Genomic DNA, 12,873 nt, shown 5'->3' with positions numbered 1-12,873 from the left:
GCGTTTCTCCAGATAAAACCTGCCAAAATAAGCCTGTCCCTTTTTGGTAGGTTAATCGTGAGCTATTTCACCGCAACTTAGGGCACGGTTAGGATGTGTGCACTTTAAAAAGAAGAACCCATGATTAGAGAGGTCGCGCTCGTCTCTCTAAATGTCTCTATAAAGAGAAAGTCAGTTAAAGAGATAACATTGGGCAATCTAACAGTGAATTCGATACATCTCTCTAAATGTCTCTCTAAAATAAGGTGCTTATCTCTCTAAAGTTAGAGAGATATACTATACTTTAGAGAGATAAATCTATCGTTTTAGAGAGACGGAATGTCAATGCTGCTGGATGAACCCCTTGGCCTTATCGTTGAGCGCCTTCGCAGGCGAGGGACTGATGACGCATCGGTAGAAGTTAAAGCCTGCACGAATAAATTGAGCGCAGACGTATGGGAGACAGTGAGCGCTTTTGCGAACACTGCGGGTGGGCTCATTATTTTGGGCCTGAACGAAGCCGAAGGATTTGTTCCTTCGGCTAACTTTGCTATCGATAGGGTGCGCGATCAGTTTGTTTCGGGTATCGGAGACGGAGGCTCAGCGGCAGTGGTGACCCATGCGCCGCGGTACGAGCTTGATCGAGGCGAGGTCGACGGGCTCCAGGTGCTTCTGGTGCGCATCTTTGAACTTGAGCTTAAAGCGAAGCCTTGCTATATCGGCGCGCGCGGCGTGCAGAACGGTAGCTACAAGCGCGTGGATGATAAAGATATCAAGATGTCACCCGCTGAGCTATATGAGCTGCAGAGTGCGTTGCTTCCGAGCGATGCAGACGACACGGTGGTTTCGGAGGCAACGGTCGAGGATTTGGATCCAGATGTCGTGCGGTCTATTATCGCAAATCGCCGGCTGCAGACCCCGCGCGTTTTGCGCGGGGCCGATACGCTGGAAAAGCAGCTGGTCAGACTCAATATCACTACAAAGGATGGTGCCGTGAAGCTCGCGGGGCTTCTGTCGGCGGGAATTTACCCCCAGCAGTTCTATCCCAAACTGATGATCGATGTCGCCGTTCATTCCGATGTGGAAAAATCTGCACCCGGGCAACCCCGGTTTATTGACCGCCAGTTGTGCGATGGCCCGATTCCGGCTTGCATCGAAGATGCCCTTGCCGCGATTGGACGAAACTTGCGCAAAGCGGCGATAGTGCAAGGCGCTGGCAGAAGGGATGATTGGGAAGTTCCCCAGGAGGTTTTGCGCGAGGCCTTGGCAAATGCCTGCATCCATCGAGAATATTCGCCCATGTTTGTGGGGCAGGCCGTGAGTGTCGATATCTATCCAGACAGAATAGAGATCAAAAACCCTGGCGGGCTTTGGGGCGGAAAGACGGTGGACAATCTTGCAGACGGGGAATCGCGCTGCCGAAACTCAAAGCTCATGAGCCTAATGGGGGCGACGCCGTTAGAGCATGCCGAGGGGGCCGTTGCGGAAAGCCAGGGATCTGGTATCCCGGCTATGATTCGCGAGATGGAGTCTCGTTCGCTTGGCAGGCCGAAATTTATCGTTAAGGCCGATTCGTTTACGGTGCTGCTTTCCCGGCACGGGGCGGAGCTTGCTGAAAACCGCACGTGGATTCAGAGCCATGTGGGCACCGAGCTGACGGATCGCGAGGAAACACTGCTCATGTTTATGCGGGAGCATGGGTGCGTATGCGATGTTCAAAAAATACGAGAGGCCCTGAAGTGGGATTCGGATGACATTCGCCTGATCTGCGGGGACCTTGTGGATAAACATGTCCTGTCAAAATGCGGCAAAGACACGTATGAAATTATCGATATGAACAGAGAATCGTCAGCTTCGACGGCGGATAGGATCCTGGAGGCTCTCAGCGCCGAAGTGGATATGACGGCGCGAGAAATAGCGGTTGCATCGGGGGTCAGAATTTCGTCTGTCCGTTACCATCTACCAAAAATGGCAGATAAAGGACTCATTGAGGTAATGGGTTCATCGACGAGCCACAATCGCCGATATCGGAAGAAGTAGATGCAGCCGGACCGCCCCTCTAGTGTCTCTCGAAGTTAGATGGGCGCTAGAGGGGCGACTGCCTCGCGATATTTCCCCAGGTAAAACCTGCCAAAATAAACCTGTCCCCTTTTGGCAGGTTACTGATTCATGTTGCCGTGGATGTAGGGGGCGACCTCGGGGGAGATGTGTCCGCAGCCTAGGTTGCGCAGCGCGGACTCGATGGCGGCGGGCAGCGGGGTCTTTCCCTCGTCGTTGACCACGGTACCGCCGAGGGCGGCGATCTTGGCGACATCTGCCGGGGCGGCTTCGATATGCATGCAGCCGCCGACCAGGCGTGCGCGGACCTGCGCCAGGTCAAGATCGTGCAGATAATCCTCGCAGGCGCGGATTAAATCGACCTTCTCGCGCGTAAGCTCCTCGCCCGTGGGAATGCGCGTGGCCAAGCAGGCGCCTGCCGGCAGGTTCCAGACGGGGTAGCCCCATGCGCGCAGCAGCTCGCGCTCTTCGTCCTTGGTAAAGCCGACCTCCATAAGGGGTGAGCGTACACCGAGCTCTTCTGCCGCACGCATGCCGGGGCGGTAGTCACCGCGATCGCTTGCATTGCTGCCATCGATGACGGTGGGAAAGCCTAGCGACTTGGCGTGGTTGACGATAGCGGTAAAGCCGGCGCGCTTGCAGTGGTAGCAGCGGTCGGCATCGTTGCAGGCTACCTGGGGGAGCTGCAGCTGATCGACCGAAAGATTGAGCACGGGGAGCATAAAATGCGGACCCTCATCGGTTTGTCCGTCAACGGACCGCTCAAACGAAGCCTGCTCGGGCGTGCCGATGAGCGGCGTGGTGAGATGGACGAGGAGGGTATTGGTGGGCATGATGCGGGCGCATACGGCGGCCAAAAAGCTGCTGTCAACGCCGCCGGAAAACCCGATAGCCACGCGCCCGTATGCCAAAAGCAGCTGTTCGAGCGCCGATAGCTTGTCTTGAAGCTCCTCTGCGGGTGCCATGGTGTCTAAAATCATGAAACGATCCTTATCGTTGAGTACTCGATCGAAAACTATAATCCTAATGCGTTACTTGCCATAAGACTTCTATCTATGTAACGAAAGTGCAATATGGTATATACGTTATATACAAGTTGCCAAATGCGGTAGAGTTGCGGCAATGCGACAGCGAGAGTCGATGGGGGACCGATATGATCAAGGCTGTTATTTTTGACATGGACGGAACGCTGGTCGACACCGAGCGTCTGGGCATCAAGGCATGGAAAGCGCCCGCCGCTGAGCTGGGTGTCGCGATTGATGACACGCTGATTCATCAGTTTATCGGTCGTACGCTGCCCGATGTCATGGACATCCTTGAGGCACATTACGGCAGTAGAGAAACCGCTGAGGCGATCTATCATCGTCACAAGGAGATTCGCGACGAGATGGTCAAGACCGACCTGGAGCTTAAGGCCGGCGCCGCCGAGTGCCTAGACGAGCTGCTGGCTGCGGGCTATCACGTGGGCCTTGCGACGTCATCGCGCCATGTCACGGCAGAACGCAACCTTAAGATGGTCGGCCTCTTTGACAAGTTTGAAACGGTGACCTGCGGCGATGACGTCGTGCACGGCAAGCCCGACCCCGAGATGTATCTGCTCGCCTGCGAGCGCGCGGGCTTTGCTCCCGAGGAATGTGCCGTGGTCGAGGACTCACGCAACGGCTGCGTCTCGGGCATCACGGCTGGCTGTCACGTCTTTGCCGTCCCCGATATCGTGCCGCTTCCGCAGGACGTGGTGGACGGCTGCGAGGCGGTGCTCGATACGCTATTCGATCTGACGGCGGCGGTCAAGGCCGTGCGCTAGACAATTGCGGCGTTGAAACGAGCAATTGCTCACGTTTGCACTTAAGCAAAAGAGGCCCGGCAATGGTCGGGCCTCTTTTGCTTGAGCGGCGACTTAGCATACTTGCGGTCGTGCTATAGATACGCACCGAGGTTGATGGCCGTGGCGTCGGTCTGGCTGCTTGCCTGGGTGCTGGCGCGTTCCAGCAGGAACGGACGTACCAGTTCTTGGCGGTTGATACCCTCGGCGGCGGTGACTGCGGTGACGGTGCGCGCTGCAGAGCCGACGCGGATATGCTTGGTCTTTGCCGGGGCCTTGTTCTCGATTTGCTCCATCAGCAGTTGGACACCCTTGCGGCCAATCTCGTAGCCCGGGGGCGCTACCGTAGTGAGCGGGACCGATCCGCTCCAAGCGAGCGGGTTGCCATCGCAACCTGCTACGCGTACTTGCCCGGGTACAGAGATGCCCTTGTCGACCAGCGCCGAGATAACGCCCGAGGCCAACACGTCGGTCAGGCCGACGACAAAATCGGGGCGTTCGTTCGCGGGGCGCTCGGCGATTTGGGCACCGATGCCGTAGCCGTCGGCAGCGGTATTCCATTCGCCGGCGTCGATGACTTCGATCTTGATATCGGGGTACAGAGCGAGGGCCTTGTGAATGCCAAGCACGCGTAGGGTGAGCTGCATAAATGCTGCTCTACCCACAACGGTGATATGGCGTGCACCGCGGGCGATGGCAAGTTCGGCAATGATGCGACCCTGGGCCTCGTTGTCGGCCGCTACGTAGTAGCCGGGCTCGGAGCAATGGATGTCCAGATGGACGATCGGCACGGGCATCTTGGTCATGGCGGGGTGCCAGTCGGGGGATGCCATGGGCTGAACCATGACGCCGGACATTTGGGTGCCCATAAAGTAACGCAGGTAATGGTCCTCGAGAATATCGTCGTTATCGGCGTTGGCGATGAGCAGATCGTAGCCGTGCTTGCGTGCCTCGTTGTGGGCGCCGCTGGCGATTTGGAGCGAAAAGCCGTGATCGAGACGGGGGAGCACCAGGCCAAAGGACTTGGTGGCGCCGCCCGCGAGCTGACGGGCGCTTTGGTTGGGCAGGTAGCCAAGGCGATTGATGGTCTCGTTGATGAGCTTGAGGGTCTCGGGGCGCAGCTTTTCGGGGTGGTTGAGCGCGTTGGAAACCGTGCCCAGCGAAACCCCGGCCTCGCGCGCGACGTCACTGATCTTTACCTTTGCCATAGCGGCCCCTTTGATGCGTTTCAAGTACAAGCCAGATTGTAGCATCCCAAACCTACCAAAAAGGGATAGGTTTATTTTGGCAGGTTTTATCTGGGGAAACGCTGTTGCCAACGCGACCACCACGAAGGGGACAGGCACCTTTGTGGTGGTTTGGACCGGCTGGACGTGTGTGCATCGGGTGGTATCTAAGTTGAGATACCACATCTGGTATATCAGCTTGCGCCTGCGTGAGTACAATACTCGAACGTTATGCGTCTCAGCGCCCCTTGTGCGTGGACGTCTTGCAGTCACGCGAACGAAGGGATTTATCTTATGTGCGGAATCGTCGGCTACACCGGCTCTGATATTGCAAAGAACATCCTGGTCACGGGCCTCAAGCGTATGGAGTATCGCGGCTATGACTCCTCGGGCGTCGCGCTCGAGGTGGGCGAGGGCGCCGCGGCGCACCTCGACGTCATCCGTCGCGTGGGCAAGGTCGCGGGCCTAGAGAGCGAGCTTTCCAACATCGACAGCGACGCTACCTGCGGTATCGGCCACACCCGTTGGGCCACCCACGGCAAGCCCTCCGTCGTTAACGCTCACCCCCACACCAGCTGCGACGGTCGTATCGCCATCGTCCACAACGGCATCATCGAGAACTTCGCCGAGCTGCGCGAAGAGCTGGAGGGCCGCGGCCATCACTTTAAGAGCGAGACCGATACCGAGGTCTTCGCGCATCTGATCGAAGAGGCTTATGTCGAGACGCACGACCTGATGGCCTCCGTGCGCGAGGCTTGCACCCACGTGGTCGGTGCCTATGGTCTGGCCGCCGTGTGCGCTGACGAGCCCGGCGTGATCGCCGTGGCCCGCAAGGATTCCCCGATCGTAGTCGGCGTGGGCGAAACCGGTTCCTATGTTGCTTCCGACGTGATCGCGCTCATCGACGCCACCCGCGATGTCGTGGTGCTCGAGGACGGTCAGTTTGCCAAGCTTACGCCCGCAGGCGTCGAGTACACCGACGAGGCCGGCAACGTTATCGAGCCCAAGGTCACCCACATCGACTGGGACCTGGACATGGCAGAAAAGGGCGGTTATCCCGACTTTATGCTCAAGGAAATCCACGAGCAGCCTCGCGTTGTGCGCGATACCCTGGTGGGCCGCATGACCCCCGCCGGCGAGCTCGATATCGACGAGCTGGGCCTTTCGCTCGAGGAGCTCAACGACATCGACCGTGTCTACGTGATCGCTTGCGGCACCAGCTACCACGCCGGACTCATCGCCAAGAACCTTATCGAGGGTTGGGCTCGCATCCCCACCGAGGTTGAGGCGGCCAGCGAGTTCCGTTACCGCAATCCCATCATTACGCCGACGACGCTCGTCGTTGCCGTGTCCCAGTCGGGCGAGACGGCCGATACCCTTGCCGCCATTCGCGACGCGCGCATCAAGGGTGCCAAGGTCTTCGGCATCACCAACGTGGTGGGCAGCCCCGTGGCGCGTGAGAGCGACGGCGTCATCTACACCAAGGCCAACAAGGAGATCGCGGTCGCCTCGACCAAGAGCTTCATCGGCCAGGTCGTGAGCCTCACGCTTTTGGCTCTGCTGCTAGCGCAGGTCAAGTACCGCCTGACCACCAAGCAGGCGCGCATGCTGTTCCGCGAGCTTTCCGATACGGCCGAGCAGATCCAGTGGATTTTGGATACCCAGACCGAGGCCGTGCATGAGGCCGCCCTGCTGTGCAAGGACGCGCAGTCGGCGCTGTTCGTGGGCCGTGGCATGGGTGCCGCTATTTCCTACGAGGGCGCACTCAAGCTCAAGGAGGTCAGCTACCTGCATGCCGAGGCCTACGCCGCCGGCGAGATGAAGCACGGCCCCATTGCCCTGATCGACCCGGGCTTCCCTGTCATCGCTGTGGCCACCAAGAGTGCCACCTACGACAAGACCGTGTCGAACCTCATGGAGTGCAAGGCGCGTGGCGCCAAGGTCATCGTCGTTGCCACCGAGGGTGACGAGGAGATCAACAAGATTGCCGATTGCATCATCCGCGTGCCGGCCGTCCGCGACGTGTTCAGCCCCATCACCGCGAGCGTCCCGCTGCAGCTGCTCGCCCGCGAGGTCGCCATCCTGCGCGGTTGCGACGTTGACCAACCTCGTAACCTGGCGAAAAGCGTTACTGTCGAGTAGTTGGTTCCGCCGTTCTAACGACCAAGGCCCGGCTCCGCGTCATCAGACGGAGCCGGGCCTTTTTGTACGGAGAAACCACCACAAAGGTGCCTGTCCCCTTTGTGGTGGTTTTGGCAGGTTAGCGGAGCTTGCTGGTCTCGAAGTACTCGGGGAACTGGTCCAGAACCTCGGTTTGGTTGCGGAACATCATATGCAGGTGCTTGCTGACCAAAAAGCTCGCTTCGATGGGGTCGCGACCGGCGATAGCGCGGCGAATCTGCTTGTGCTCGTTCACGATGTCCTGATTGTCGAGAACCTGCGTGGCGGCGCGCAGCCAGCGGAAGCGCTCCAGGTCGGCATTGGTCTCTTCGAGCCACGACCAAACGGTGCTGCGACATGCGATGCTAAAAATCATGTGATGCATGAGGTTGTCGCTCAAAAAGAAGCCGATGCGATCCTCTTCGGCCATGGCCTTTTCCTGCAGCACGATGGCGCGGTCGAGCTGCTCGATGCCGGCCGACGTGGCGCGCGCACAGCACTCCACAATCACCTGCTTTTCGAGATGCTCGCGGATGTAACAGGCACTCTCGGCAAGGGTGAGGTTAATGGGTGAGACGTAGGTACCGCTCTGGGGCACGGTGCGCACCAGGCCCTCTTGCGCCAGACGCACCAGTGCCTCGCGCACAGGGGTGCGCCCCATATCCAGGTCGTCGCAAAGTTGCTTGACGCCCAGTTTTTCGCCCGGCTTGTAGTCCAGGTAGACGATTTTGCGTCGAATGGTGTGGTAGGACTGGTCCTGTAGGCTCGTTTCCTGCTCGCCGACGTGCATCGATTCTTCCATAGCGCCTCGCAACTGTTCTATCAAACTCATATGTCAGTTGTTAATTATGCCGCGAATCAGCTTTCCGCGGTGGGTAATTCGGCTGTTGCCTGAGAACTATTGCGGCATCTTAGTCTGTGTTTGCGCAAGGCTGCGCTCAATGTTGCCGTATCATAAGCCGTCGCAAACGTGAAATAGAAAGAAGGAATCCCATATGCAACTGGCAAATATCGTACGCGAGCGCTGGAAAGGCGTTTTGTTCTGCCTGATCATCGCCATTCCCGCGACGTTGCTCGGCAAGCAAATTGAGGTGGTCGGCGGTCCGGTATTCGCCATCCTCTTTGGCATGGTCCTGGCGCTCGTCTTTCCCAAGAATCGTCGCGAACAGCTCGCCGCCGGCGTCACCTATACGTCCAAAAAAGTCTTGCAGTACGCGGTTATCCTGCTTGGCTTTGGCATGAACCTCTCCCAGATTCTGTCCAAGGGCGCCCAGTCGCTGCCGATTATCGTGGCGACAATCTCGACTTCGCTTGTCATTGCCTTTGTGCTCTGCCGCGTTATGAACGTGCCGAGTAAGATCGCGACGCTTGTGGGTGTGGGCTCGTCGATTTGCGGCGGTTCTGCCATCGCCGCGACCGCGCCCGTCATCGATGCCGACGATCGCGAGATTGCCCAGGCCATTTCTGTCATCTTCCTGTTTAACGTTATCGCGGCACTCGTGTTTCCAACGCTCGGCGGCATGCTCGGGCTGACCAACGAGGGCTTTGGCCTGTTTGCCGGCACCGCCATCAACGATACCTCGTCCGTAACGGCTGCGGCGAGCGCCTGGGACAGCATGCATCCCGGCGCCAATGTGCTCGAGAGCGCCACGGTGGTCAAGCTCACCAGGACGCTGGCCATCATTCCCATCACGCTGGCGCTTGCTTGCTGGCAGATGCATCTGGCGCGCAAGGCCGGCGGCGACGCCAAAAGCACGTTCTCCCTCAAACGCGCGTTTCCCATGTTTGTGCTGTTCTTTGTGCTGGCGAGCGTGATCACTACGGTGTTTCAGCTTCCCGCGTCCTTTACGGCGCCCATCAAGGAGCTGTCGAAGTTCTTTATTGTGATGGCCATGGCGGCTATTGGTTTTAATACCGATATCGTCGAGCTGGTCAAAAAGGGCGGCAAGCCCATCGCGCTGGGCTTTTGCTGCTGGATTGGCATTGCGTGCATGAGTTTGGGAATGCAACACGTGCTGGGAATCTGGTAGAGAAGTAGCTTATTAGCGTGCTGCGTGCTGGTGAGCGCATTCTCACGGTGGAGCGATAGGAGCTCTTGCGGGTATGGCTTGTCCGCAGGTTTATAAGTCCCGAAGAGCTCTTATCGCCCCGCCAGGATGGCGATGCGGGGCAACACCTATACTCGCAGGACGGCGCTTTCTGCCCTATAGTGTTTGGTGGGCAATATCGTTCAATTTTGAAACACTTGGTCGTGCGACCGTCGGCGGTTGCACGTCTCTGCGGACAGGGGCAAATCATGGATAGCGATGCCAAGCTGAACATCTTGACCGAGGCCCTGGCTGCTGCCGGGGCCTCGGCATTGGCAATCGATGCGCGTGGGGACGTCGCGATTTCGACCATGAATGACGCGGCGCTTGAGCGGGATGTGGCGGCTTTTGTCGCTGAGCGCCTCGACCGTATAGGAGACGGCGCGCGTCTGGTTATGGGGCGTGCGGGTACGCGCCTGAGCCTGACCGTTCGCCCCACCGACAAAGAGGGCGGGGGCCTTTGGGCCGTCGTGGTCCGCGAGGTGCGCGGCGCCGCGGCGCATGCGGGCATCGAGTGGCTCAACGCCGACGAAGTTGAGGCCCGCTACGAATCGAGCGCGTACGGCATCGTTGAAGGCGCCGCTGCGGTAGCCGCACCGGTTGCCGAGAGCTATGCGCGCGGGGTGCCCCTTATGCTCGAGGGCGAGTTGGGCGCGGGTCAGGTCGAGATTGCCATGCGCCTCTATCTGGATGGCCCTTTTGCCGATCAACCCTTTGTTTCCGTCGCGCTCGATGAGCTCACCGAGCGCGGTTGGCGCCACGTGCTCAAAAGCGCCGAATCGCCGTTGTTCCAAACGGGGCTGACCCTTTGCATTGAGGGCTGGAACGCGGTTGGCCCCCAGCGCCTCCGCGAGCTCGTTTCCACGATGACCGACACCGCGTTGGCGACGCGCTGCCATGTGGTGCTGACGGCGAATGACATGCCGGGCGGCGGCGAAAGTGATCAAGCCGCCTTTGTGACCGAGCGTTTCGCCTGTGCGGTGAGCGTGGCGCCGGCAATCGCCGAGCAGGGAGCCGCGTCGACGAAGGTTGCGCGCTATTTGGAATATCTCGCTGATGCATTTGGGACGGCAGCGCCCACGCTGTCTGCCGCGGCGACGAAGACGCTCGATGCTTACCGCTGGCCGCGCAATTATCTGCAGCTCCGCGAGGTCTCGGAACGACTGTATATATTGGTGGGGGCGGGCACGGTGGACCGCGCTGTGGTGGAGGAAGTGCTCGCCCAAGAGGACGTGATTAAGACCGCAACCTTTGGCGCCCCGACACTCGAAAGTGACCTGTATATCCTGCGACCGCTGGCCGATACCGAGCGAGATATCGCGCATCTGGTTGTAGACCATCTCCACGGCAACCGAACCCGTGCGGCGGAGGTGCTGGGCATAAGCCGTACAACGCTGTGGCGCTTGCTGAAGGACGATGACCGTTGAGCGAGGCGCCCGTGACCGCGCGCGACGCGTGTGCTACAGTCCAAAGCGTTATTGTTTCGATTTGGTTACGGCGTGCGAGGGCATATGGCTGAGACTTCAAAACCGAGCCGCAGAAGGCGGAGTGCCGCGCCGGTCAACCGACGCACGACATCGGTGACGTGGGGCAAACACGCCTCGGGGTTTGATGGCTCGTTCAAGCGCACTAAATATGGCTATCCTTCGGCAAGCGCTCGCTTGGCCATGCAGGCAGAGTCCTCGTTGTGGGGCCGCAAACGCGTGGTGGGCTCAAAGCTCAAGCACGACGGAACGCTCGGTTACATCAGCCGCGGGGCGGCTCGTCGCAGCGGGCTCAATCCCGCCGGCTGGCATCGCTACGTGCCGATCGTGGCTGTCGTTGCAGCGATCGTCATCGCACTCGCTGCGCTTGGCTACGCCGGCGGTGGCGCCAACTTGGACGCAATGTTTAAATCGCCCGAGCTCGCGCATGCAGGCACAGAAGTTGTCGAGGGCGCTCAGGTCCAGACGGGCGTTGCGCCCCAACGCGGCATCGTCGCGGCAGCTTCCACTATCGCCGATGCGCAAAAGGACGAGGACGAACAAGGCGGCGAAGCCGAAACGACTCACACGAACGAAACGACGACAACGGCGACGTCAATATAAGTTGCGAGTGGGACAGCAAATTTTGGACGGGGCCTTTCAGCTGCCCAAGTGTCGAATGCCAGCAGTGGCGCACCCGATGTCAGTCACCAACAGCGAGCGAGCCGCATTTGCGCCAAGGTGACGTGAAATGAGAGGGCGCTGACCTTTTGGTCGCGCCCTCGAAATTGAACGTCAGATTGGCGTGAATGCGGCCCGCGCAGCGTCAACGGGTCCGCCGTTCGTTAGAACGGCGGAACATACACCACGTTGTCGCGGCGCGGCTTTGCCTCGGGTAGCGTGTCCTCGGCGTAGCCCAGAATGCAGTGACCGACACCGCGCAGGCTGCCGTCGGCGGGCAGGCCCCAGCTTGCCAGCAGTTCCAAGCCTTCGGGCGAGTCGAAGACCTCGTGTGCGCGATGAATCCAGCACGAATCAACGCCCAGCGCATAGGCAGCATTGAGCAGGTTGCCCATGGCGAGCGAACCGTCTTCCAGATGCGTTGGCATGCTGCGGTCAACCAGCACCACCACAACGGTCTTGGCGCCATAGAAGGGGTCACCGTTGCTGCCCATGACCTGGGCGTTGAGCTGTGAGAGACGCTCAACGGTTGCGGGGTCGGTGACGGCGACAAACGTCACCGGCTGGCGGCCCATGCCGCTCGGTGCATATTGGCCGGCTTCGATAATACGTGCAAGCTTTTCGGCCTCGACGGGACGATCGCTGTATTTGCGGCAGCTGCGGCGGTGAATGAGCGCTTCGATAGTCTCCATGGTGTCTCCTTGCGGTGGCGTTGCAGATGCCCCGTTCATACCCGTCGGGCTCAAACGATAGACGGTCAATTGCCCTGCCAAAAGGATAGATTCCAATTGGGAAAGTAGGTTTGCATAAAAGTGCCTTCAGAATGTGACAAACCAATGGGATGGTTAAACGTTTTATCCCGTCTACCCTGCGGTTTTTTACCACTTGCCTAAATGACGAACGCATAACCTCTGATAAAGGTTTTACTAAAGGAGTACCAACGTTTATCAATGCGCCGTGGTGGCGCCGGGCCAGGAGGTAACATCATGTTCCAGGCTGGAGATGTCGTCGAGACCGACTTCGAAGGATTTCTGAAGCTGTTGCGTTCCAAGACGCGCGCTTTCGTGTCGATCAACGATCACGAGTACTACATTACGCACACCGATGGCTATTGGCGTGTTCAGGATTGCGAGGCCCTCAACGATAAGGGCCACTTTACTGACTGCTCCGAGCTGGTCAACACGGTCTGCGAGGTCGTCGAGCTGCCTTGGATCTGCGGCAAGAGCCTGCACGACAGCTTCTCGGGCGCCACGGTCTACGAGGCCGTCGCTGCTTAACAGCCAACAATCGATATTCTCTCGCAATCGTCGGCGCCGCCCCGCGCCGGCGGTCTTTTTTGTCGATATGTTATATAGGTGGTTGATTTCCGATCTCAGCCGAACACATTGAGCGAATAG

General features: G+C 59.0%; 11 protein-coding genes. 7 read left to right on the top strand and 4 right to left on the bottom strand.

Features of this window, described 5'->3' with window-relative positions; all coding sequences use genetic code 11:
• The first annotated feature begins 324 nt into the window (after positions 1–324).
• Positions 325–2,019, top strand: a complete 1,695-nt coding sequence (locus DW821_RS09285) for an ATP-binding protein (RefSeq protein ID WP_158567564.1) — start codon at positions 325–327, stop codon at positions 2,017–2,019.
• A 119-nt stretch (positions 2,020–2,138) separates the two neighbouring features.
• Here DW821_RS09285 and DW821_RS09280 read toward each other — a convergent pair whose 3' ends face one another.
• Complete coding sequence (locus DW821_RS09280; protein ID WP_118066619.1) at positions 2,139–3,017, bottom strand: ATP-dependent sacrificial sulfur transferase LarE; 879 nt, start codon at positions 3,015–3,017, stop codon at positions 2,139–2,141.
• Positions 3,018–3,190: 173 nt separating this feature from the next.
• Here DW821_RS09280 and DW821_RS09275 point away from each other — a divergent pair, with 173 nt between their 5' ends.
• Entirely contained in the window at positions 3,191–3,841 is a 651-nt protein-coding gene (locus DW821_RS09275; protein WP_117716398.1) for an HAD family phosphatase, read from the top strand.
• A 113-nt stretch (positions 3,842–3,954) separates the two neighbouring features.
• Here the strand turns inward: DW821_RS09275 and DW821_RS09270 are convergent, their stop codons facing one another.
• A complete protein-coding gene (locus tag DW821_RS09270) occupies positions 3,955–5,067 on the bottom strand; it encodes a LacI family DNA-binding transcriptional regulator (RefSeq protein ID WP_233553047.1) in 1,113 nt (370 codons plus the stop codon).
• A 312-nt stretch (positions 5,068–5,379) separates the two neighbouring features.
• Here DW821_RS09270 and glmS point away from each other — a divergent pair, with 312 nt between their 5' ends.
• Positions 5,380–7,227 carry a glutamine--fructose-6-phosphate transaminase (isomerizing) gene (gene glmS / locus DW821_RS09265; protein ID WP_117779435.1) on the top strand — a complete coding sequence of 616 codons (1,848 nt, stop codon included), beginning with the start codon at positions 5,380–5,382 and terminating at the stop codon, positions 7,225–7,227.
• A gap of 118 nt (positions 7,228–7,345) precedes the next feature.
• Here the strand turns inward: glmS and DW821_RS09260 are convergent, their stop codons facing one another.
• Positions 7,346–8,047 (bottom strand): GntR family transcriptional regulator, encoded by a 702-nt coding sequence (locus tag DW821_RS09260; protein WP_050766156.1) that lies wholly within the window; start codon positions 8,045–8,047, stop codon positions 7,346–7,348.
• 193 nt (positions 8,048–8,240) lie between these two features.
• Between DW821_RS09260 and DW821_RS09255 the strand changes: the two genes are divergently transcribed.
• The 3 genes from DW821_RS09255 to DW821_RS09245 all read left to right on the top strand — a co-directional run bounded on the left by DW821_RS09255 (position 8,241) and on the right by DW821_RS09245 (position 11,419).
• Positions 8,241–9,275, top strand: coding sequence for a YeiH family protein (locus DW821_RS09255; RefSeq protein ID WP_118066615.1), 1,035 nt, complete (start codon positions 8,241–8,243; stop codon positions 9,273–9,275).
• A gap of 266 nt (positions 9,276–9,541) precedes the next feature.
• A complete protein-coding gene (locus tag DW821_RS09250) occupies positions 9,542–10,759 on the top strand; it encodes a helix-turn-helix domain-containing protein (protein WP_118066613.1) in 1,218 nt (405 codons plus the stop codon).
• An 84-nt stretch (positions 10,760–10,843) separates the two neighbouring features.
• Positions 10,844–11,419 (top strand): hypothetical protein, encoded by a 576-nt coding sequence (locus DW821_RS09245; protein WP_147487044.1) that lies wholly within the window; start codon positions 10,844–10,846, stop codon positions 11,417–11,419.
• 221 nt (positions 11,420–11,640) lie between these two features.
• On the opposite strand, the gene DW821_RS09240 is transcribed toward DW821_RS09245, so the two are convergent.
• On the bottom strand, positions 11,641–12,168 hold the full coding sequence (locus tag DW821_RS09240) for a nitroreductase (protein ID WP_117640445.1): 528 nt from the start codon (positions 12,166–12,168) through the stop codon (positions 11,641–11,643).
• 294 nt (positions 12,169–12,462) lie between these two features.
• Between DW821_RS09240 and DW821_RS09235 the strand changes: the two genes are divergently transcribed.
• A complete protein-coding gene (locus tag DW821_RS09235) occupies positions 12,463–12,753 on the top strand; it encodes a CDP-alcohol phosphatidyltransferase (protein ID WP_118260475.1) in 291 nt (96 codons plus the stop codon).
• Positions 12,754–12,873: the final 120 nt, after the last annotated feature.

Origin of the sequence: Collinsella sp. AM33-4BH (assembly GCF_003469205.1) — a bacterium.
Lineage (GTDB): Bacteria > Actinomycetota > Coriobacteriia > Coriobacteriales > Coriobacteriaceae > Collinsella.
The sequence above is the reverse complement of the archived record's forward strand: the minus strand, read 5'-3'. Positions and strand labels throughout refer to the sequence as shown.